The sequence below is a fragment of the Bacteroides sp. An279 genome (assembly GCF_002159615.1).
In the GTDB taxonomy this organism is placed as follows: domain Bacteria; phylum Bacteroidota; class Bacteroidia; order Bacteroidales; family Bacteroidaceae; genus Phocaeicola; species Phocaeicola intestinalis.
Genome location: NZ_NFJA01000065.1, coordinates 1 through 21,333 on the forward strand (window position 1 = coordinate 1; position 21,333 = coordinate 21,333).

Annotated in this window: 17 protein-coding genes, 1 tRNA gene and 1 pseudogene; 9 read left to right on the top strand and 10 right to left on the bottom strand. The window is 47.0% G+C overall.

Translation table 11 applies throughout. The features are described from left to right. Positions 1–254 precede the first annotated feature (254 nt). From B5F78_RS11470 to B5F78_RS11490, 5 genes are all read right to left on the bottom strand, one after another. Complete coding sequence (locus B5F78_RS11470; protein ID WP_022038844.1) at positions 255–1,313, bottom strand: ABC transporter permease; 1,059 nt, start codon at positions 1,311–1,313, stop codon at positions 255–257. A 6-nt stretch (positions 1,314–1,319) separates the two neighbouring features. Then, the gene (locus tag B5F78_RS11475; protein WP_087406757.1) at positions 1,320–2,429 is read right to left on the bottom strand and encodes an ABC transporter permease; all 1,110 of its coding nucleotides are present in this window, start codon (positions 2,427–2,429) and stop codon (positions 1,320–1,322) included. 75 nt (positions 2,430–2,504) lie between these two features. After that, positions 2,505–3,962, bottom strand: a complete 1,458-nt coding sequence (locus tag B5F78_RS11480) for an ATP-binding cassette domain-containing protein (protein WP_087406758.1) — start codon at positions 3,960–3,962, stop codon at positions 2,505–2,507. Then, positions 3,949–4,860, bottom strand: a complete 912-nt coding sequence (locus B5F78_RS11485; RefSeq protein ID WP_022038841.1) for an HlyD family secretion protein — start codon at positions 4,858–4,860, stop codon at positions 3,949–3,951. Before B5F78_RS11485 ends, B5F78_RS11480 begins: the two co-directional genes overlap by 14 nt. A gap of 10 nt (positions 4,861–4,870) precedes the next feature. Next, a complete protein-coding gene (locus B5F78_RS11490; RefSeq protein WP_239413997.1) occupies positions 4,871–6,145 on the bottom strand; it encodes a TolC family protein in 1,275 nt (424 codons plus the stop codon). A 182-nt stretch (positions 6,146–6,327) separates the two neighbouring features. On the opposite strand from B5F78_RS11490, the gene B5F78_RS11495 reads away from it, so the two are divergent. Further along, positions 6,328–7,233 carry a helix-turn-helix transcriptional regulator gene (locus B5F78_RS11495; RefSeq protein ID WP_022038839.1) on the top strand — a complete coding sequence of 302 codons (906 nt, stop codon included), beginning with the start codon at positions 6,328–6,330 and terminating at the stop codon, positions 7,231–7,233. Between the two features lie 84 nt (positions 7,234–7,317). On the opposite strand, the gene B5F78_RS11500 is transcribed toward B5F78_RS11495, so the two are convergent. After that, positions 7,318–8,196 carry an FKBP-type peptidyl-prolyl cis-trans isomerase gene (locus tag B5F78_RS11500; protein WP_022038838.1) on the bottom strand — a complete coding sequence of 293 codons (879 nt, stop codon included), beginning with the start codon at positions 8,194–8,196 and terminating at the stop codon, positions 7,318–7,320. A gap of 156 nt (positions 8,197–8,352) precedes the next feature. Beyond that, complete coding sequence (locus B5F78_RS11505; protein WP_087406759.1) at positions 8,353–8,937, bottom strand: FKBP-type peptidyl-prolyl cis-trans isomerase; 585 nt, start codon at positions 8,935–8,937, stop codon at positions 8,353–8,355. 135 nt (positions 8,938–9,072) lie between these two features. Between B5F78_RS11505 and B5F78_RS11510 the strand changes: the two genes are divergently transcribed. Together B5F78_RS11510 and rd are read left to right on the top strand one after the other, a co-directional pair. Further along, complete coding sequence (locus B5F78_RS11510) at positions 9,073–9,777, top strand: SIR2 family NAD-dependent protein deacylase (protein ID WP_022038836.1); 705 nt, start codon at positions 9,073–9,075, stop codon at positions 9,775–9,777. A gap of 71 nt (positions 9,778–9,848) precedes the next feature. Continuing rightward, positions 9,849–10,013, top strand: coding sequence for a rubredoxin (rd, locus tag B5F78_RS11515; RefSeq protein WP_022038835.1), 165 nt, complete (start codon positions 9,849–9,851; stop codon positions 10,011–10,013). A 246-nt stretch (positions 10,014–10,259) separates the two neighbouring features. Here the strand turns inward: rd and B5F78_RS11520 are convergent, their stop codons facing one another. Next, on the bottom strand, positions 10,260–11,975 hold the full coding sequence (locus B5F78_RS11520; RefSeq protein WP_087406760.1) for a GH35 family beta-galactosidase: 1,716 nt from the start codon (positions 11,973–11,975) through the stop codon (positions 10,260–10,262). Between the two features lie 312 nt (positions 11,976–12,287). Between B5F78_RS11520 and B5F78_RS11525 the strand changes: the two are divergent. Continuing rightward, positions 12,288–12,584: pseudogene (locus tag B5F78_RS11525) on the top strand (nitroreductase family protein); the annotation flags it as partial. 137 nt (positions 12,585–12,721) lie between these two features. Here the strand turns inward: B5F78_RS11525 and pnp are convergent. Beyond that, positions 12,722–14,908 carry a polyribonucleotide nucleotidyltransferase gene (gene pnp, locus B5F78_RS11530; RefSeq protein WP_022039824.1) on the bottom strand — a complete coding sequence of 729 codons (2,187 nt, stop codon included), beginning with the start codon at positions 14,906–14,908 and terminating at the stop codon, positions 12,722–12,724. Positions 14,909–15,245: 337 nt separating this feature from the next. On the opposite strand from pnp, the gene B5F78_RS11535 reads away from it, so the two are divergent. The 4 genes from B5F78_RS11535 to B5F78_RS11550 all read left to right on the top strand — a co-directional run bounded on the left by B5F78_RS11535 (position 15,246) and on the right by B5F78_RS11550 (position 19,958). Further along, complete coding sequence (locus B5F78_RS11535; RefSeq protein ID WP_087250441.1) at positions 15,246–16,391, top strand: TlpA disulfide reductase family protein; 1,146 nt, start codon at positions 15,246–15,248, stop codon at positions 16,389–16,391. A 173-nt stretch (positions 16,392–16,564) separates the two neighbouring features. Continuing rightward, positions 16,565–17,029: a transcription elongation factor GreA gene (gene greA, locus B5F78_RS11540; RefSeq protein WP_022039826.1), complete on the top strand. Its 465-nt coding sequence runs from the start codon at positions 16,565–16,567 to the stop codon at positions 17,027–17,029. A 59-nt stretch (positions 17,030–17,088) separates the two neighbouring features. Further along, complete coding sequence (locus B5F78_RS11545) at positions 17,089–17,493, top strand: HIT family protein (RefSeq protein ID WP_022039827.1); 405 nt, start codon at positions 17,089–17,091, stop codon at positions 17,491–17,493. Positions 17,494–17,627: 134 nt separating this feature from the next. Then, the gene (locus B5F78_RS11550) at positions 17,628–19,958 is read left to right on the top strand and encodes a TonB-dependent receptor (protein WP_239473458.1); all 2,331 of its coding nucleotides are present in this window, start codon (positions 17,628–17,630) and stop codon (positions 19,956–19,958) included. Positions 19,959–20,040: 82 nt separating this feature from the next. Here B5F78_RS11550 and B5F78_RS11555 read toward each other — a convergent pair whose 3' ends face one another. Continuing rightward, positions 20,041–21,084 carry a mannose-1-phosphate guanylyltransferase gene (locus B5F78_RS11555; RefSeq protein ID WP_087210028.1) on the bottom strand — a complete coding sequence of 348 codons (1,044 nt, stop codon included), beginning with the start codon at positions 21,082–21,084 and terminating at the stop codon, positions 20,041–20,043. Between the two features lie 164 nt (positions 21,085–21,248). Between B5F78_RS11555 and B5F78_RS11560 the strand changes: the two genes are divergently transcribed. Continuing rightward, a tRNA-Leu gene (locus B5F78_RS11560) sits at positions 21,249–21,332 on the top strand. Position 21,333: the final 1 nt, after the last annotated feature.

The following is a 21,333-nucleotide window of genomic DNA, read 5'->3' on the forward strand; positions in this document are numbered from 1 at the left end:
TGACGAAGAACAGGAGCGAAAAGGACCAAAAAATCGCCCAAAGCACACACGAAAACAGATACATCAAGCCAAGAAAAACTTTTTGGAGAAATTCAAAACAGCTTCTTAGGGCTTGTTTAATTTTGTTCAGGTTAAGAGCCTGTCTTAAATCTTCCAATAAAATGAGGACTCCTTGTCGGCTAAAGGACATTCATATTAATATTCTATCAGGATTCTTTTGCGTTTGTTTCCGCTCTGTGTTTCTGATTTCGGGGTTATTGTTGCTTTTTATAACTTACAATGGCCCACAGATAAAGCACAGTGGCAAAAATGGCAAGTGTACCCAGCTGCGGCAGAATATCGGTGAGACTGCTTCCTTTCAGGTACACCATGCGCATGATTTCCATAAAATAACGCAATGGATTGGCGTAGGTGATGCATTGTGCCCACTGGGGCATGCTGCTGATGGGGGTAAACAATCCGCTCATCAGAATGAATATCAGCATACAGAACCACATGACAAACATGGCTTGTTGCATGGTGGCTGAATAATTGGAAATGACCAGTCCTAAACCAGACACCACGAAGGTAAATACGATGGTGGCAATGTAGATGCAAAAGATATTCCCCGAAGGAGTAAGTCCGTATACCAGCCATGCCAACAACATACAAAGGTTGAGAACGATGAATCCGATAAGCCAATAGGGTAATAACTTACTGAGTATGAAAGTGAATCGGCTTACGGGAGTGACATTGATTTGCTCGATGGTACCGGCTTCTTTTTCGCCTACAACGTTCAGTGCCGGAAGAAATCCGCAGAGCAGTACGAGCAACATGGTCATCAGTGCCGGAACCATGTAATTCTTGTATTCAAGGTGTGGATTGAACAGGTAGCGTATGGAAGTGTTTCCGGCAGGTGCAAGAATCTGGTTTAAATACGAACTGCCCAATCCACCTTTAGTCCCGTTGACGGCATTGACGGCAACCAGTGCTGAGGCAGGTCTGCCGTTCACTTGTTCTTTTTCAAAACCACGAGGTATTTCCAACAGCATGTCGGCACGGTCTTTCTCGATGGCTTCCAGTCCGTCACGATACGTGTCGGGCAGTCCGGTCAGCTTAAAATAAGGTGATGCTTCGATTCGGTGTACCAGACGTTCGGAAGAAGGGCTATGGTCGTTGTCGATAATCACAATGCGCAGGTCTTCTATTTCCAGGGTGGCAGCCCATGGTATAATCAGCATCATCATGCATGGGAAAAGCAGAATGAGACGTGGCAGGAAACTGTTGCGTGCCAGTTGCTTGAACTCTTTTTCTATCAGGTAGCGTAGTGTCATAGGCTTTCATTCTAAACGGTTCTTGAATTTGCGGGCAGTGATGCCTATCAGGGCGATGGCCATTACCAGCAGGACGGTTACTTCGTGCCAGACGTAGGCAAGGGGTACACCTTCTATCATGAGTTTTCGTACCAGGTCGACGTACCAGCGTGCCGGAATGAGACAGGAGAGGGCTTGCAGAATACCCGGCATACTTTCGATGGGAAAGATGATGCCCGACAGGATGATGGTGGGAATCAGCATCACCATGCCTGATACAAGCATGGCTGCTACCTGTGTCCGGACAAGGCACGACACGAGCAATCCTAATGCCAGCGAGACGAAGATGAACAGCAGGGATACACTCAGCAGGCTGAACAGATTGCCTGCAATGGGAACCTGGAGTACAAATACCGAGAGCAGCAGAATGGTGGTCAGGTTGATAAGGGACAAGACGAAATAGGGTACTGCTTTCGAGAGGATGACAAACAACGGATTGACGGGAGAGACAAGCAAGACTTCCATCGTTCCGGTTTCTTTTTCGCGTACAATGGAAATGGAGGTCATCATCGCACATATCAGCATCAGGATAAGCCCCATTACGCCTGGTACGAAGTTGTAGGCACTTTTCATTTGTGGATTATAGAGCAGCTTGCCCGATACGATGAGGCTGGGGGAAGCATCTGCTTTTGTTCCGGTCCGTTTGATGGCATTTAGGGCGGTATGCAGGATTCCATTGGCATACGTGCTCCGTGTGACGGCAAGGTTGGGATCCGTGGCATCGGCTATTAGCTGGATATCTTCTGCATCCATACGCAAGCGATTCAGGTCGGAAGGGAAAACTACTGCCAGTTCTATCCGGTTCCGTTTAAACAACCGGTCTATTTCATCGGGCGAATGTACGATGTATTTTACATGGAAGTATTCGCTGGCATCCAGCCGCTCGACTATACGTTGCACTTCTGCATCGCTAGAAGGCATCAGTACGGCGGTCTCTACATTGCGTACTTCGGTAGAGATAGCAAAGCCGAAAAGGATAATCTGTACGATGGGCATTCCTATCAGTATCAGCATCGTGCGCCGGTCGCGCAGGATGTGACAGAACTCTTTCCGGATAAAGGCGATAAATTGTTTCATAGTCGTATGTTTCTTTTTTTACCATAGAGGAAAAATTAAAGTCTCTGTGTGCTTCGGTTCCTCTATGATGAGCTGTCAGTTCCCGTTTCGTTTCGCTTCGCGTGCCAGGAGTCGGAACACTTCATCCATATCCTTGGCATTGAACATCTCTTTTAATTTTGCCGGTGTGTCGAGTGCTCGGATGCGTCCGTCTACCATCATCGAGATGCGGTCGCAATATTCTGCTTCGTCCATATAGTGTGTGGTGACGAATACCGTGATGCCTTGGTGTGCAGCCTGGTAAATTAGTTCCCAGAACTGGCGGCGAGTGGCAGGGTCTACGCCTCCGGTAGGTTCGTCAAGGAATACCAGCTGGGGGCGATGGAAAATAGCTACAGAGAATGCCAGTCGTTGTTTCCAACCCAAGGGAAGCTCGCGTACCAAGGTGTGGCGACTTTCATACAGTCCAATGCGATGAAGCATCTCCTCGGCGCGAGGCGGTATTTCCTTGTCGGGTACACCGTAGATTCCGGCAAAGAGACGCACGTTTTCCCATACGTTCAAGTCTTCGTAGAGTGAGAATTTCTGGCTCATATATCCGATGCGCCGTTTGATTTCTTCGCTCTGCGTGTATACGTCGAAGCCCATAACTTCAGCATTTCCTCCGGTAGGCAGGCTCAGTCCGCAAAGGATGCGCATGGCAGTGGTCTTGCCGGCTCCGTTGGCTCCTAGGAAGCCGAATATCTCTCCGCTTTTCACTTCAAACGAGATGTGGTCGACTGCCGTAAAATTGCCGAACTGTTTTACTAGTCCGTTGACGCGGATGATGGTTCCGGTTTCGGTATTATCTATATCGCGTTGCAGGCCGGGCGGGCATAAGATGTTGCGGAAACGGTCGAGAATGACTGCTGGGGTATCGATGCCCCGTACATTTCCTTCTTGTAAAAAGGCAATCCGGTTACAACGTCTGGCTTCGTCCATAAAGGGAGTCGAGACCACGATGGTCATCCCTTGCGCACGGAGCTTAGCCAGTATCTGCCAGAATTCTTTACGTGATACGGGGTCGACTCCTGTTGTCGGTTCGTCCAGGAAAAGTATTTCCGGTGAATGCACCAATGCACAGCAGAGAGCGAGTTTTTGTTTCATTCCTCCCGAAAGGGCTCCTGCCCGTCGGTTGGCGAAGGGAGCTATTTGTTCGTAAATGTCTTTTATTTGTCCGTAATGGGCTTTTACGGTAGTCTGGAAAACGGTGGCGAAGAAATCCAGGTTTTCTTCTACCGTCAGGTCTTGATACAAGGAGAAACGTCCAGGCATATATCCTATACGCTTCCGTATCTCTTTATATTCTTTTCGTACATCGTAACCCATCACCGATGCTGTGCCTGTATCCGCATTCAGAAGTGTAGTCAGGATGCGGAATAACGTGCTTTTCCCTGAACCGTCGGGACCAATCAGTCCGAACAGTTCACCTTGTCCTATCTCAAAAGACACTTCGTGGAGGGCTTTTGTCTTTCCGTAGTATTTGCTGATGCCTTTGACTTCAATCACTTTCATCGGTTTGGAATTTTACTTTGCCATACATGCCCAGTTTGATGATACCGTCATTGCGGACAGCTATCTTTACGGCATATACCTGATTGGCACGTTCATCATCGGTCAGGATAGTTTTGGGGGTGAACTCTGCCTCGTCGGCTATCCAGCTCACGATACCGGCATAAGTTTTCAGGTTGTCGTCGCCGAAATCGGCATATACTTTTGCTTCCATTCCAATACGGACCGATGCAAGTTGTGTAGATGTGATGTAAGCGCGCAGGAAGATGTGTTCGGTATCGGCAATTTTGAACAGTGGCTTTCCTACCGATGCCAGTTCGCCTGGTTCGGCATATTTGGCAAGGACGGTACCGTTGATAGGAGCCACAATGTGACATTTCTGCAGTTGGTCTTCTATCTGCGCCATTTGGATGGCGACTGAAGAACTCTGTTCGTTCAAACTGGCTGTACTATTATATAAGGTAGAGCGTTGGGCTTCGAGTTGGCTTTCCAATACGGCTATCTGCGATTCCCAGTCGTCCAGTTGCTTGCGGTTGGCTGCATTTGCTTTTAACAGGTTCTCTACGCGTGCCCGTTCGCGTTGTGCTGTGGCAAGTTGTTCTTGCAGGGCAGCTATCTGTTTGCGGATGTCGGGTCGCTGGTTGTCTACCGACTTCATATTTGCCTGAAGTTGCAGTTTTTTCAGATAGAGCTGGACAGTGTCGGTCAGCCCTACTTCTTCTCCTTGTTTCAGCCGGACACCTTCTTCTGCATCCAGACGGAACAGTTTGCCGTTGCTTTCGGCAGACACGATAATCTCAGTGGCTTCAAAGGTGCCTGTCGCATCGAAGTCGATGTCCGGATGGCAGGATGCCAGCAGTATGCTTGTCAGTGAGGCAAAAAATAAAGAATAAGTTTTCATACGTTTGAGGTTATGGGTTTATGGTCGGTTGGTTGTTGGTAAGGTGCTGTTGCTGGTATTGGTGCATCAGCAGTTGGATTTCGTGTAACGCTTTGGCTTGTCGGGCAAGGCTTTCAGCGGTTACTTCGCGTAACATTTCAGTCACGCTTAGCGTGCCGTTGGCTACTTTGGCTTCAGCAGATTGCCGGATGTTGCTGCGCAAGCGGATGATTTCGTCATCGTCTTTCATCTGTTTCTGGAGTGCAAGCAGGATGCCGTCTTGTTCAGCCAGTTGCAGTCGGGTATTGAAGAGGAACAGGTCGCGGTTGCTTTCTATCTGCAAGCGGCGGGTATCCAGCTTCCGTTTGTCGTTTTTCAGGGTATACAAGTTACCGAAGTTCCACGTGAGACGTGCTCCTACGATGTAATATGCCCGGAATTGGTCTTTCAGAAAGTCCAGTCCAGGATTGCCGTATGCGCCTTGTGCGAAGAGTCCGATGCGGGGCATATAGCCTGCTTGCAGGTTGTGACGTTCCACTTCGAGGCTTTGTACTTGTGCATTATACAGGTCCAGCTCCGGCCGGGCGATACGGAAAGCAGTCTTGTCATCGGGGGAGACAGGGCGTATCAGCTGGGTTTGTTCGTCCAAAGGCTTGCCGGTGAGCAGCGAAAGCATGCGCAGGTAGGCGGTGCGGTTGGCGGTGAGCTGTGTCCGTTGCTGACGAGTGTTGAGGATTTCTACCTGCACGGCATCTACATCGGCATCGTTGGCTATGCCGTTGTCACGATAAGCACGTATGTTTTTCAGGTTGCGTTGCAGGTCTTCTTCAAGCAGGTGGTTCTGTTCCAGTTGTTCGTCTATCAGCAGGATGCCGAAGAATACTTGGTTTACCTGTTCATTCAGGGCGTACATCGTGACGTTCAATTGCCTCCTGCTTTCTTCGGTTTCGGTTTTGACTTGTTCCTTTCTGGCTCGGATGTTGCCTCCGTCCCAGATGTTTTGTGTTACTTCCAACTGTATTTGATATTGGTCTTTGGGCAATCCCTTCATGCCGATGCCGGGGATGTCGAACGGGAAAGTGGTGGCTTCGCTTTGGTAGGATACTTTTCCACTGAGGCTGACTTGGGGCAGGTTGCCGCGGGTTGCATTGTCAAGTGTGTATTGTTCTGACAGGCGGAGCAGGTCGTATTGCCTTGCCAGCGGATAGTTTTGTTGTGCGGCAGCCCGGCACTCGTCCAGGGTCACCTGTCCGAAAGAGGAAAGGCAGAAGCATCCCACCAGCATCAATAAACAGGTTCGTATCATAAGCATGTCGTTTTTTAAGGTTCTTTTTGCAAATATAGATTGTTCTGTTCATATTCAGAAGTTCCATTACTTGTTTCAAATGTTCTATTTGTTTGATTTTGTACTGGCTATCTCCTGTTTTTGCTGTGAATTATTATCTTTGCAGGAGGTAGAGAACATTGGTTTATCTTAAAATTTAGGATATGGAACAGAAAGACTTTTTTTTGCTTGCTTTGCAACAGATACACGATTTTCCTTTTACACGGTGTAATGCGAGTCGTTTCATCACTCCCGAACTGGGTTTTGTGCGTTCGGTAGAGGGGATGGACGAGATTGCGGAGTCAATTCTGATACCGGGAAGACCCTATCGCCTGACAGAAGGACGGATTGTTTATATCCAGTCGGGATATATCCGGGCTCGTATTAATTTGCGTGAAGTGACGGTTTCAGGCGGGCAGCTGATTGTGTCTTCGCCAGGAGCTGTGCTTGAGTTTGAGGAAATGCCTGCGAATATGGATGTGACCATGCTGGCCTTTACTGATGACTTTATGGAAGGTTGGCAAAAAGAGCCTTTGTTGCATGCTTATCTGCAAGGTGGACTTTTTTTTGCTGTCGATTTGGATGAGAAGGAACGAAAGCGGCTGGAAGTGTTTTTGGACCTGATTTGGGAAGTGTTGCACGACGAACCTTTTCCGCGTGACACTGTCCGAAGCCTCATTTCTGCTTTGTTTCGTCAGATAGAAGTATTTTATCATCGCGATGCTGCGGTGGCGCGTCAGGAGCATACCCGGCAGGAAGAAATATTCAACCGGTTCTTGAAACTTGTTAACAGATATGCCGTACATGAGCGGAACATCACTTTTTACGCCGATGAACTGTATTTGAGTCCACGTTACCTGAGTACGCTTATCAAGCAGGTCAGTGGGCGGACGGTGATGGACTGGGTCAATGCTGCGGTGGTACAGGAAGCCAAATTACAACTGCGCCATACCGACAAACTGGTATATCAAATAGCTGATGACTTGAATTTTCCCAATGCTTCGTTCTTCTGCAAGTTTTTCCGTCGGATGACTGGAAAGACACCACATGCTTATCGGGATGAAGACTGAGTGAAATAAAATACCACAGATTACACCGATTATATAATGAATGAAAAAATCTGTGTAATCTGTGGTGAAAAACAGAGGGCTGCTTTATTTCTTCTTGGCAGCAGGCTCTTCAATGTCAACCAGTTCTACTTCAAAAATCAGTGTAGAGAAGGGTTTGATTTTACCCGTGTTGCGTGAGCCATAGCCCAATTCTTGCGGGATGTAGAGAATCCACTTCGAACCTACCGGCATCATGGTCAGCGCTTCGGTCCATCCTTTGATGACTTGGTCTGCACGGAAGCTGGTCGGTTCTTTGCGTTTGTAAGACGAATCGAATTCTGTACCGTCGATTAACGTGCCTTTGTAGTGTACTTTCACTCTCGATGTCTTTTCGGGTACTTTGCCGTTACCTTCTTTCACAACCTTATATTGTAAGCCGCTCGGAGTAACTTTCACACCTTCCTTGGTCTTGTTGGTGGCAAGGAAGTCTTCGTTCTGTTTCTTGTAGTCGGCATATTTCTCGGCAAGTGCCTTTTCTTTGATGGCATCTACGCGAGTACGTACGTACAGGCTGGCAGAGTCGGCAGAGAAGAGAGATTGTTCTTTCACTGCAGCGATGAATCCGGCAAGGAAGTTTTCTTTCGTCAGGCTTTGTGCAGAGTCACCTTCAAAAATTTGGCCGTTGATGGCATCGAACATCTGACCGCTGACTTGTTGTCCGATTTGCATACCCATCAGGTAAGCTCTTTCTTTATCTTCCGTTGTCTTTATGCCTTGTTCGATACCGCGGATGAAATCATCATAATAGGCCGAATCAATCCCCATGCGGCCAAGTGCATAGTCTTGCAGTCCTTGTGTGTTGCTTACACCCATCATGTATGAGAGGGTGTCCACTTCGGTTTTCATGTTGGCTTTCGGTCCTTGTGCGCACGATGCCATGCCTCCAGCGATAGCCAATGCCATTAAAAAAGGAGTCTTTTTCATTTGCTTGATGTTTTTATATTTGTTGTTGATAATTCTTGTTCAGCAGTTTAAGCACTGTCGTAACACACACAGGTAACGTATATTTCCTTCTTCTGATGGACACAGATAAATAATTAAAACTGTGCACGTCTGCTTTTGTCGCCTGTGTGCCGTTAATTATAATACTTCAATCAGCTCCACTTCGAAGATGAGCGTGCTGTGCGGAGGAATCATCTCGCCTGCACCTTGTGCGCCGTAAGCAAGGTCGGACGGGATGTAGAGTTTCCATTTTGCACCTTCCGACATCAGTTGCAGTGCTTCCACCCAACCTTTTATCACTTGGTTCACGCCGAATACGGCAGGTTCGCCCCGCTTGATGGAACTGTCGAACAATGTTCCGTCTATCAAAGTGCCTTCATAGTGGCACCGTACGCGGTCGGTGGCTTTTGGCTTTTTGCCATTGCCTTCCTTGATTACTTCGTATTGCAGGCCGCTGGGAAGGGTCACGATGTTCGGTTTTTTCTTGTTTTCTTCGAGGAACGCTTTTCCTTTCGCGATGTTTTCCGCGTTCATTTTCTCTTCCAGTTCTGCAAAATACTTATTCACTATTTCGCGGGCTTCGTTATGCGTGATAGCCGTTTTGTTTCCTTCCAATACATCTTTGATTGCTTGCGCAAAGTCGTTTACGTCGATGCTGCGGGCGCCCATACTCCACAAGTTCTGACCTATGCCTAAGCCAATGGCGTAACTGAATTTATCCATAAAGTCTTTGAGTTAAAAGATATTGTTTTTCTTTAGTCGGCGCAAAGGTATCTTTTTTATTTGAATAAGAGCTTCTGTAAGCGATTAAATTTTCTTATTTTTGTATGGTTAATCGTATGAAGGAGGAACTTGCGTATGAAAAAGTTGGTTATATTGACAGGAGCAGGCATGAGTGCCGAGAGCGGAATCAGTACTTTCCGCGACTCTGGAGGGTTGTGGGAGCAGTATCCCGTAGAACAAGTGGCTACACCCGAAGGCTATCGGGCGAACCCGAAGTTGGTAATAGATTTCTATAACGCGCGGCGTAAGGAACTACAACGCGTGAAGCCCAACCGCGGGCATGAGCTGATAGCCGAATTGGAAAAGGACTTCGACGTGACGGTCATTACACAGAACGTCGACAACTTGCACGAACGGGCAGGAAGCCACCATGTCATTCATCTGCATGGGGAACTGACCAAGGTTACATCGAGCCGGGACCCGAACAATCCGGCATACATCAAAGAGTTGAAACCCGAAGAATGGGAAGTGAAGATGGGCGACCTGGCCGCCGACGGCTCCCAGCTCCGTCCGTTCATCGTGTGGTTCGGCGAGGCGGTGCCGATGATAGAAACCGCCATCGGATACGCCGAGCAAGCCGATATATTCGTCATTATCGGCACTTCGCTCAATGTCTATCCTGCGGCAGGACTGCTCAATTATGTGCCGTCTCGTGTACCGGTGTACCTTATCGACCCGAAAGAAGTCACCATTGTTTCGGGCAGGAAGGTGCATGTTATCCGCAAGGGAGCTTCGGAAGGAATGGAAGAATTAAAAAATATGTTATTAAAAGAACGGTGATAAACAAATCTTCCCTATATTTGTTCCATCATATAAAAGAACATTATAGCTAACTTAAAACAATTGGACGTATGAAAAAGTACATTTGCACCGTATGTGATTGGGAATACGATCCCGCTAAAGGTGATCCCGATAACGGCATCGCTCCGGGCACAGCATTCGAAGACCTGCCCGAAGATTGGGTTTGCCCGGTTTGTGGAGTAGGAAAAGAAGATTTCCAACCGGTAGAGGAGTAAATTCCTTTAGAGGTTAGAAAAGCCGAAAGCCGGCCTGCGTAGCGTAATGCTTGCAGGCCGGCTTTCCTGGTTTCGGGGCTACGGAAACCGATGCAACCGGATGCCCAACCGGAGCCAATAATAGTTTCAGACAGTTTTAATATACTGAAACTTTGGTTTTAATGCACTAAAACTACAGTTTTAGTGCTATTATACTTCTGAAGAAACTGCCTTGTGTTGTCATTCCTTATCATTCCCTGTGTTTTTTTACCGGTATTCGTATAGCTTCACATGCAGGATTTGGAAGTTGTCCACTCCGATGCGTGCGTGCCGTCCTTGGTGATCTTGATCGCCATTATAGCGCCGGATGAAGTTCAGGCTCCCGTCTTCGTTTACGCTGACTTCGTCTACCGAGCCGATGCCGATGCGTTTTTCATTCTTCCACCGGGCGGCAGACGCTTGACGGCCCTCGCCTTCCAATACGAATCCGTCTTCGCCTAACTTGGCTTGCGCCGTGCTCAAAGCGGCTTCTTCTTTGCTTTTAAATTCGACCACGATGCCGCTTCCGGCTATCAGGTATTCGTCTTCAGCCATCCGGATGACCAGTCCTCCTCCTTCCGGCCATACACTTCCATCGGTGGCACGTGAATCCCACGGCAAGGTAAAGAAGTGCTTACATATTAATAATGTGTTATCCCATGCAAGGGTGCGTTCTTTCTCGGTTTGGTCGAAAAGTAAGCCTTTCATGGCTCCCTGCCCCTGGTAACGGGTGATGAGAGGCATCAGTTCTTTCAGCTTGAGGTAGCTTTGGGTCAACTGGTAACTGGGACGGTCGGGCGCGTCTTCTATGGAGAACGGGCTGAAACCGATGCCGTCGTGCTCGCCGAATACATAAAAGGCACGCACACCATCATTAGGCTCCAGACGGATTTCAGGTATAAAAAGCGGGTTGTTGTGCAGCTTATATTGTGCGGTCCAGCCGGTAAACCCTTTGTCGTAGAGGTCGGGAGCCAGCAGGTCAATGCCCGGAGCGGCACAATGCCAGATATCGATGAGATGAGCCAGCGGTCCTGCCGACGGATATTCACCGGGTTTGCGCCCGCGACTATTCATGGCGGCATTGACATACATAGGCAAGTTGTACGCTTCCCGTCCGCACTGAATCATACGTTCCACATAAGAGGCATAATGCCATGCCATAAAGATTTCATCGGTATACAGGTCGGTGCCGAACACCTTCTGCCAGTTTCCTTCGGTCTTTCCTCCCGCTTTTTGCCATTTTTCTGCCAGCCACGGGTGGAGCGTTTTCTTGTTTTGTTTCAGATATGTTAGCAATGCTTCGGGCACGGGGGCTTCGAACAGGCGGTTGGCTTCTTCCGAATGATCGCGCGCACTTTCCAGCATACCGATTTCATTTTCTACCTGCACCATGATGACGGTATGCTTGTCACCGTCGGTTTCGGAAAGATGCCGCATGAACGCTTTGAAAGCCTTGCTGTCCGCCTGGAATACATTGTCCGAGAAAGGACTGGCTATCTCCAGCGGCTTACCCGTCTGGGTCCGTACGCGCGGATACTTCTTGTAGTCTTGCTTGAACCATAGCGGGGCATAGCAACTCATGGAGTTTTTCCATGCACCGAACCATAGGAAAACAAGCCGTAGACCGTTTGCACGGGCTTGGTGGATGGTATGGTCTATCAAAGAGAAATCGAATGCCCCCTCTTCGGGCTCTATCAAGTCCCAGTAAGCAGGCACCAGTACCGTATTCAGCCCGGTGCGTTTCAGCTTGGGAAAGATGCGGTCGATGTCATACGGTGAAGATGCGGACGAGTTTCCCAATTCCCCTCCTAAAATAAGGTAGGGACAATTATCGACAATCAGTTGTTTGGCAGAACCTTGTTGCTGCCAGTGTGGAGTAGGTTGTGCCAGAGCTGTAGATAAAAGGACTCCGGCAAGTAGGGAAAGGATGGAACGTTTTTTCATAAGTAGATTTGTTTAGATGATGTCGCAAATATAATAGTATTATCAAAAAATCCCAAATGCCGATTAGCACGAATTATGTCGTACAACATAAGATGTACGGTTTCTGATAGTTTATGTAACATTTAACATAGTAGATGTAACAGGGGCGATACATATTATGGAGCGGTATGGATTTGTGCATTTAGCTGATGTCATCGTTCCTGTATGCTGTACCCGTTCCGTTCGCCGTGCATTACTAAACTGTATGTGTTATTATCTTCGTCTGGTGTAAGATTATTAATCTTCCGCTTGTAAGATTAATAATCTTGCAGCCTGAAGATTAATAATCTTACAGCGGATGGGGCTATCATCCGCGACTTTTCCGGCCGTGAAGTAAGTGATGAGGCTTTAAAGCGAATTATTAGTGCGGCGTTCAAGGCACCGGCCAACGACCATTTACGGCAATTCGAGTTTGTCGTGGTGCGTGGACAGGAGAATATAGCCAAGGTCATTGCTCCGTTGGCAAAGAACATGGCAGCATTCAAGAAGCTGGTTGCAGAGGTGGACGAATCGGGCGATAAAGACAAAATGGCGATGTTTGCCGATGCCTTGCCCAAGCAAAAAAACATCGATACAGAAGAGCGGATACATTTGAACGCGTGGTAAGAAATTGGGTATCTGGATGCTTTTATGAAAAATCTCCCTCTCTCAAGGGAAAAGCCCAAGAAAGAGGGAGATTATCATTATTATGAAAAAAATGTATTCACTTATTTTTCTTTACGAGGCTGGGGTTTGTGCTCTCGTTTCGGATGATTGGGCTTTTCTTCAGCCATTCCTTCTGGTTTTGGCATCAATACCTTGTGTGACAATTTGAACTTGCCGGTTTTCGGGTCGATATCCAGCAGTTTTACTTCAATTTCATCACCTTCTTTCAGTCCGGATTCTTCGATGGTTTCCAAACGTTTCCAGCTGATTTCCGAGATGTGCAGCAAACCGTCTTTTCCCGGAAGGAATTCGACAAATGCTCCATAAGGCATGATGGAACGTACCTTTCCTGTGTATACCTCACCTATTTCGGGGATGGCAACGATGCTCTTAATCATGCGTACGGCATCATCGATGGATTTCTTGTTCAAGCCGGCAATTTCGATGCGTCCTACGCCATCTGTTTCTTCGATGCTGATAGTGGCACCTGTCTCTTCCTGCATACCTTGGATGATCTTTCCGCCCGGGCCGATTACCGCTCCGATGAATTCTTTCGGAATCGTCATGGTTTCGATGCGCGGTGCGTTCGGTTTCAGTTCCGGACGAGGTTCGGCAATGCATTCGGTCAGTTTGCCTAAGATGTATTCGCGGCCCTCTTTGGCTTGCAACAATGCTTTTTCCAAAATGTCGTAGGTCAGTCCGTCGCACTTGATATCCATTTGGGTAGCAGTGATACCGTTTTTCGTACCGGTTACCTTGAAGTCCATGTCACCCAGATGGTCCTCATCTCCTAAGATGTCTGACAGGATGGCGTATTTGTCTTCTCCGGCGTTCTTGATCAATCCCATTGCAATACCTGATACCGGATTCTTGATAGGTACACCTGCATCCATCAGGGCAAGTGTTCCGGCACATACTGTAGCCATAGAAGAAGAACCGTTTGATTCGAGGATGTCGGAAACTACGCGGACACAATAAGGATAGTCGGCAGGAATCTGCCCTTTCAGTGCACGCCATGCCAAGTGTCCGTGTCCGATTTCACGACGGCCTACACCGCGTTGTGCTTTGGCTTCGCCTGTAGAGAAAGGCGGGAAGTTATAGTGTAGCAGGAAGCGTTCTTTGTGCTGGTCGAGTACATCATCGACGATTTTCTCGTCAGCTTTTGTACCCAATGTGACAGTACTGAGTGACTGGGTTTCTCCGCGTGTAAAGATAGATGAGCCATGTGGGTAGGGAAGTGGGCTTACTTCGCACCAGATGGGGCGGATGTCGGTCGTCTTACGTCCGTCCAGACGTTTGCCTTCATCGAGGATGCAACGGCGCATCGCTTCTTTTTCCACATCGTGATAATAGCGGTCAATCATCGGACCCTTTTCTTCCAGTTCCTCTTCGCTGAACTGGGCCTTGAATTCATCGCAGATTGCTGTAAAGGCTGCCTCGCGTTCATGTTTGTTTTTGTTGCCCGATTCGGCGATGGCGTATGCCTTGGCGTAACAAGCTTCGTGAACCGCCTTGCGCAGGTCTTCGTCGTTTTCTTCGTGGCAATATTCGCGTTTTACGGTAGAACCGACTTCTTCCATCAGTTCCATCTGTGCCTTGCAATGTACTTTGATGGCTTCGTGTGCGGCTTTCAGGGCTTCCAGCAAGTCTTGTTCGCTTACTTCGTTCATTTCACCTTCCACCATCATGATGTTCTCGTACGTAGCGGCTACCATCAGGTCCATATCTGCCTGCTCCAGTTGCTCGAAAGTCGGGTCGATAACGAACTTGCCGTTGATACGTGCTACACGTACTTCCGAGATTGGTCCGCCGAACGGGATATCCGATACGGCAAGCGCAGCCGATGCGGCAAGTCCAGCCAATGCATCAGGCATATCGACGCCGTCGGCAGAGAACAGAATGATGTTCACGTAAACTTCGGCATGGAAGTTGTCGGGGAACAACGGACGCAAGGCGCGGTCTACAAGGCGGCAGGTAAGGATTTCATAGTCTGATGCCTTGCCTTCGCGTTTAGTGAAACCGCCAGGAAAACGTCCGAACGCAGAATATTTTTCTTTGTACTCTACCTGAAGCGGCATGAAATCTGTACCGGGAACTGCATCTTTTGCTGCACAAACAGTAGCCAACAACACGGTGTTACCCATGCGCAGCGTAACAGCACCATCTGCCTGTTTTGCCAGCTTTCCCGTTTCGAGCGTGATGGTTCTGCCATCAGGAAGCTCGATCGTCTTAACAATAGGATTGATCATAAATAATGTTTTAATATAATTTTCGACTATAAATCGCGCAAAGATACGAATAATCTTGCAGTAATTGGGTGAAGATGAGGCAAAACTTTTACACTTCGCCTGTTTTTATGCTATTTTATGCCTTTCCCTCCGGATATACATGCTCAGCCCGATGCAGGCGGTTGCGCGTGCCGCCGCAAGTGGTTGCCCCTCTCCGGTACCGTAAAGCATCAGGAAGCAGGCTTTTAAGCCTTTCGTGCGTTAAAGTTCTTTTTTTCGTACAAGAACTTTTTCGAAAAGCTTTGTGAAACCATGAAAAGCCGTATCTTTGCACTCCGAAGTAAAACAGGTTTTTAGAATGAAAAGAAATGCTTATATCGCCGCAGCTCTGTTGTTGGCAGGCATTACCGCCTGCAACAACGAGCCTGCTTTTACCGTTGAAGGTGAAATAACCGACGCGGCCGACAAAATGTTGTATTTGGAACAGACCGGACTGGAACGCATCGTTCCGCTTGATTCTATCAAACTGGATGAAGAAGGAGGGTTCAGCTTCTCCGTTGCTCGTCCGGATGCTCCTGATTACTATCGTTTGCGCATTGATAACAAGGTGATTAATTTTGCCGTTGATTCTACCGAAGCGGTGAAAGTGCATGCCGGTTTGGGCAATTTTGCTACAGGATATGAGATAGAAGGTTCGGAAAACAATACCAAGATAAAGGAGCTGGTATTGCTTCAGGCTGGCTTGCAGGAGCGTGTCAACCGCGTGGCGCGGTCGGGACTGCCCATCGGCATAGCCCAAGACAGTATACAGAAGATTGTGACGGCCTATAAGGATACGGTGAAGCACAAGTATATTTTTGCCGGCCCTAACAAGTCATACGCTTATTTCGCTTTGTTCCAGGAATTGAACGGGTATATGATTTTCGATCCGCTTACCAGTAAGGAGGATGTAAAATGCTTTGCGGCGGTAGCTACGAGCATGAACAATATGTATCCTCATGCCGACCGTTCGCGCAACCTGTATAACATGGTAATAAAAGGGATGAAGAATACACGTGCGCCGCAAGTGAAACCCTTGGAGATTCCGATGGACAAGGTGGAGGAAACCTCGATTATTGACATTCCCTTGCGTGATGAGAATGGGAACCTGCATCACTTGACCGACCTGAAAGGCAAAGTGGTGCTAATCGACTTCACGGTGTATGGAGCATCCGAGTCGGGTGCACGTAATTTATTGTTGCGCGAAGTATATAATAAGTATAAGGAGCAAGGGCTGGAGATTTATCAGATTTCGCTGGATACTGATGAGCATTTCTGGAAAACAGCAGCAGATAATTTGCCATGGATTTGCGTGCGTGACCCTCAAGGTCCGTATTCAACGTTTCTTCGTCTGTATGGAGTATCCCAGTTGCCGGCAAGTTTCCTGGTCAACCGGAGCAACGAGTTGAGTTTGAGGATAGGAGCTGATACTGATTTGGACGCGGAGATTAAGAAATTATTATAACATGTTGCAAAGCATGTGAAAATACAGTGCTCCAACACTTGACTGGTATTATAAAAAGATTTACCTTTGTCGCAAATCAACATAGGAAGGGTTCCGATACGTAATTATGTATCGGAATTCTTTTTTGTTTTATAAGTAAGAATATAAACGAAAAATTAAAGGAGGAAAACATTATGGCTTATATGTCAGAAGAAGGTTATCAGAAACTGGTGGCCGAATTGAAACATCTGGAAGCAGTGGAACGCCCTAAAGTGGTGGCGGCTATTGCCGAGGCACGTGATAAAGGAGACTTGTCGGAAAATGCTGAATATGATGCAGCAAAAGAGGCTCAGGCTATGCTGGAAATGAAAATCAATCAGTTGAAGGCTACTATCGGCGATGCTAAAATCATTGACACATCGAAACTGAAGGCGGATACTGTGCAGATTCTGAGCCGTGTGGAACTGAAGAATGTCAAGACAGGTATGAAAATGGCATACACTATCGTGTCGGAAACAGAAGCCAACCTGAAGCAGGGGAAGATTTCGGTCAATACGCCGATTGCACAAGGCTTGCTGGGCAAGAAAGTGGGTGATGTGGCTGAAATAACCATTCCACAGGGGAAAATCAGTCTGGAAGTAACAGGAATTTCATTTTAACGGTAAGGCAGGCTTGCGTAAGCGCGCAGGTTTGCCTTACTTTTATTATATATAAAGGTATGGCAACAATATTCAGTAAAATCATTGCGGGAGAAATCCCCAGCTATAAAGTGGCAGAAGATGACCGCTTTTATGCTTTCCTCGACATTAACCCGATGGTAAAGGGACATACATTGGTTGTCCCGAAACGGGAAGTAGATTACATCTTTGATTTGGAAGACGAAGAGCTGGCGGCGATGCATGTATTTGCCAAGCATGTGGCATTGGCCATCCAGAAAGTCTTTCCTTGCCGTAAGGTCGGCGAAGCTGTATTGGGGTTGGAAGTACCTCATGCACATATTCATCTGATTCCGATGCAAAGTGAAAAAGACATGTTGTTCTCTAATCCGAAGTTGCAGCTGAGCGATGAGGAATTTAAGAAGATAGCCGCTGCTATACATGAAGCCTGGGAAGGCAATGCTTGATAAAATCCCCCTCCTACTTATATAATATAGCATAAAAAGCCATCCCCTGAAGGATGGCTTTTTTGTGTTGATAGATTTTTTCTTTTATGATAAAAAGGATTTATATCAGTATCCTGTTGGCAGCACTTGGGTGCATGATTTTCGCACAATCGCCAAGGTATAGGATTGAAGGAACTGTAATAGACCGGGATACACGTGAGCCGTTGGAGTTTGTCAATGTGCTGGTTATGGGCGTGGGTGTCGGTGCAGCAACCGATGCCGACGGACATTTTATTATCGGAGAAGTGCCGCCGGGTATTTATTCCCTTCAGGCTTCCATGTTAGGGTATAAGACAATCGTAACAGCTGAATATCGGGTAAATCATCGTACACCTCATATCTGGATCGAGATGGAAAAAGAAGGTGCACAGCTTTCCGAGGTGACCATTACGGCTTCCCCTTTTCAACGGGTGGCTGAGAGTCCGGTCAGCTTGCGGGTAATCGGTATGCAGGAAATAGAAAAGGCTCCTGGCGCCAACCGTGACATATCACGTGTGGTACAGAATTATCCGGGAGTAGCGTTTTCGCCTGTTGGGTACCGTAATGACTTGATTGTACGTGGAGGAGGCCCTTCGGAAAACCGTTTCTTTTTGGATGGGATAGAAATACCCAATATCAATCATTTCAGTACGCAAGGGGCATCGGGTGGCCCTGTGGGTTTGATTGATGCGGATCTGATACGGAATGTAAAGTTTTATAGTGGCGCTTTTCCGGCAAATCGGGGAAATGCCTTGAGTTCGGTGCTTGATTTTCGTTTGCGTGATGGGGATATGGAGCATAATTCTGTAAAGGCAACGTTGGGAGCTTCGGAAGTTTCACTGACTTCTAACGGGCATTGGGGCGACAAGACTTCGTATGTAGTGTCGGTGCGCCAGTCGTATTTACAGATGTTGTTCAAACTATTGGGCTTACCTTTTCTTCCGGCATATACAGATGCTTCTTTCAAGTTGAAAACCCGGTTCGATGCTCATAATGAACTTACAGTCTTAGGCTTGGGCGGTATAGACCGGATGAGGTTGAACTTGGACATCAATGGGGAGGATGCCGAATATCTCTTGAGCTATTTGCCTAAGATAGAGCAGGAGACTTATACCGTAGGAGGGGTGTATCGGCATTATGCCGGTCCCCACGTTCAGTCGGTGACTTTGAGCCATAGCTACCTGAACAACCGAAATTTAAAATACCGGGACAATGATGAGAGCAGTGAAGATAATCTGATGTTACGTTTGCGCTCGGTAGAGCAGGAAACCCGGTTCCGGTTGGAAAACACGTCACGATGGAATGTGTGGAAGCTGAACGCCGGAGTAGAGCTGAGTTATTTGCAATATACTAATACGACCTATCAACAGGTTTTTACCGATGCTGCACATTTGTACGATTATCGTACCGATTTGGGGATATTCCGTTGGGGAGTATATGCTTCTATGGACTATACGGCTCCCGACGAGCGTTTTACGGCTTCGTTGGGTGTGCGTGCCGATGCCAATAATTATAGTGATAAGATGAAGAAACTGGACCGGCAGCTGTCTCCACGCTTGTCTGTATCATGGAGACTGGCAGAGGGCTTGTTTTTAAGCGGGCATACGGGACTGTATTACCAGCTCCCGCAATATACAGCATTGGGCTTCAAGGATGAGTATGGCCGATATGCAAATCGTCATTTGGATTATACTTCGGTATCGCAGACCAGTGCCGGACTGACTTGGCATCCGAATGAGACGATGGAAGTGTCGGCAGAAGGATTTTATAAATTGTATAAGAACATGCCATTGTCTGTAGCCGATGGTATCCCTTTGTCGTGTAAGGGAAATGATTACGGGGTTATTGGAAATGAGACTCTTGTTTCAGATGCTGAAGGACGTTCGTATGGTGTAGAGGTGATGTTTAAATGGTTGCTTGTCCAGCGTTTGAACTTGTCTTCTTCGCTCACTGTATTTAAAAGCGAGTTCCGTAAAAACAATCAAGATACTTATGTGCCTTCGGCATGGGATAATCGGTTTATATTCAATGTTAGCGGGACATATAGTTTCCCTAAACAATGGAGCGTGGGTATGAAAGTATGTTGTATAGGAGGGTCGCCTTATACACCTTATGATGTGGAGAAATCATCGTTAGTAACGGCTTGGAATGCACAAGGCAAGGCGTATTATGATTACAGCCGGTATAATACAGGGCGTCTTCCTGCTTTTGGCCAATTGGATGTTCGGGTCGACAAGATGTTTTATTGGAAAAAATGCATGTTTGGTATTTATCTCGATATTCAGAACATTACAGCAAGCAAATTGCGCCAGCCCGATGTCTTGATGAGCACCGGGGAAATAGAAAATCCTTCTGCTTCACTGGCCGAACAGCGTTATGTGATGAAGTACATCAAACAGGAAAGTGGAACCTTGCTTCCCACTATTGGCATTACTTTCGAGTATTGATGCTTTTTTGCCCATCACAGATTACACACACATGGTAGGATAATTCCTTTTTATAGTCTGTGTAATCTGTGGTGAGTGGAATTCAGGAGTATTTCTCCCCGAATTTCATTTCTACATCGTTGATAAATTTGCGCATGGCATCTTGGTCATCTTTCTTGCAAATGAGCAATGCATTGTCGCTTGCGGCAACCAAATAACCTTCCAGACCTTGAATAACGGCCAATTGCCCTTCTGGTATGGAAATAATGTTGTCCTTGCAATTATATAATAAGGTGTTACTATGAATGATGACATTCTGGTGGGTGTCTTTGGGAGATGCATCATACAAAGATTCCCATGTACCTAAATCTGCCCAGCCGAAGTCACATAGTTGTACGTATACGTTGTTGGCTTTTTCCATAATGCTGTAATCAATGGAAATGTTGGGGCAGGAGGTAAAGTCTGGTTTGTCACATTCAACGCGCGGACATATTTCTGCCATGATTTCATGGAAAGCTTTCAGAATCGTATTGACGTGCCATACGAAAATGCCGGAGTTCCAATAAAACTCGTCACTTTGGATGAATATTTCGGCAAACTCCCGTGCAGGTTTTTCGATGAAAGTCTTTACTTTATAGAAATCTCCTTCTTTCTCTTCATCTATCTGGATATAACCGTATCCTGTATCCGGACGATTGGGTTTGATGCCCAATGTTACCAGAATATCGTTCTTCGATGCAAAGTCCAATCCTTTCAAGATGGCTTCTTTAAATTCTTCAAACTTCAGAATAAGATGGTCCGAAGGTGCTACCACGATAGTCGCGTTCGGGTTAACTTGCTGGATGATGTGCGAAGCGTATGCAATGGAAGGGGCTGTGTTGCGCCTTTCTTCTTCTACAATCAACTGTTCTTCTGGAAGCTCCGGAAGTAATTCGCACACCAGCTGCTTGTAATCTTTGTGTGTTGTAATGTAAATGTTTGTCGGTGGAATGATTTGTTTGTAACGGTCGAATGTCTGTTGCAATAAAGTTTGGCCTGTTCCGAAGAAATCCAAGAATTGTTTGGGCAGATTTTTCCTGCTGTACGGCCAAAACCGTCTTCCCATTCCTCCGGCCATAATGATACAATAGTAGTTGTTGTTCATGATAATCAGGGTGGCTTTAAAAGTTTATGCTAAGATAGCAGATTATTTTGAATAAACCACTCGATACGCTTCTAAATAGTGTTAGACAATTTTTTTTTCACTTTTTTATTCATATCCTTTGTAATTTCAAAAGATTTGTCTATCTTTGCACCGCAATTCAACGGAATGCCCAGATGGCGGAATCGGTAGACGCGCTGGTCTCAAACACCAGTGGAGTAAAATCCATCCCGGTTCGACCCCGGGTCTGGGTAC

What these genes read in the sequence shown, in the direction of transcription:
- B5F78_RS11470 (WP_022038844.1), bottom strand. Translation starts at nt 1,313, where the DNA reads ATGACACTACGCTACCTGATAGAAAAAGAGTTCAAGCAACTGGCACGC.
- B5F78_RS11475 (WP_087406757.1), bottom strand. Translation starts at nt 2,429, where the DNA reads ATGAAACAATTTATCGCCTTTATCCGGAAAGAGTTCTGTCACATCCTG.
- B5F78_RS11480 (WP_087406758.1), bottom strand. Translation starts at nt 3,962, where the DNA reads ATGAAAGTGATTGAAGTCAAAGGCATCAGCAAATACTACGGAAAGACA.
- B5F78_RS11485 (WP_022038841.1), bottom strand. Translation starts at nt 4,860, where the DNA reads ATGAAAACTTATTCTTTATTTTTTGCCTCACTGACAAGCATACTGCTG.
- B5F78_RS11490 (WP_239413997.1), bottom strand. Translation starts at nt 6,145, where the DNA reads ATGATACGAACCTGTTTATTGATGCTGGTGGGATGCTTCTGCCTTTCC.
- B5F78_RS11495 (WP_022038839.1), top strand. Translation starts at nt 6,328, where the DNA reads ATGGAACAGAAAGACTTTTTTTTGCTTGCTTTGCAACAGATACACGAT.
- B5F78_RS11500 (WP_022038838.1), bottom strand. Translation starts at nt 8,196, where the DNA reads ATGAAAAAGACTCCTTTTTTAATGGCATTGGCTATCGCTGGAGGCATG.
- B5F78_RS11505 (WP_087406759.1), bottom strand. Translation starts at nt 8,937, where the DNA reads ATGGATAAATTCAGTTACGCCATTGGCTTAGGCATAGGTCAGAACTTG.
- B5F78_RS11510 (WP_022038836.1), top strand. Translation starts at nt 9,073, where the DNA reads ATGAAAAAGTTGGTTATATTGACAGGAGCAGGCATGAGTGCCGAGAGC.
- rd (WP_022038835.1), top strand. Translation starts at nt 9,849, where the DNA reads ATGAAAAAGTACATTTGCACCGTATGTGATTGGGAATACGATCCCGCT.
- B5F78_RS11520 (WP_087406760.1), bottom strand. Translation starts at nt 11,975, where the DNA reads ATGAAAAAACGTTCCATCCTTTCCCTACTTGCCGGAGTCCTTTTATCT.
- pnp (WP_022039824.1), bottom strand. Translation starts at nt 14,908, where the DNA reads ATGATCAATCCTATTGTTAAGACGATCGAGCTTCCTGATGGCAGAACC.
- B5F78_RS11535 (WP_087250441.1), top strand. Translation starts at nt 15,246, where the DNA reads ATGAAAAGAAATGCTTATATCGCCGCAGCTCTGTTGTTGGCAGGCATT.
- greA (WP_022039826.1), top strand. Translation starts at nt 16,565, where the DNA reads ATGGCTTATATGTCAGAAGAAGGTTATCAGAAACTGGTGGCCGAATTG.
- B5F78_RS11545 (WP_022039827.1), top strand. Translation starts at nt 17,089, where the DNA reads ATGGCAACAATATTCAGTAAAATCATTGCGGGAGAAATCCCCAGCTAT.
- B5F78_RS11550 (WP_239473458.1), top strand. Translation starts at nt 17,628, where the DNA reads ATGATTTTCGCACAATCGCCAAGGTATAGGATTGAAGGAACTGTAATA.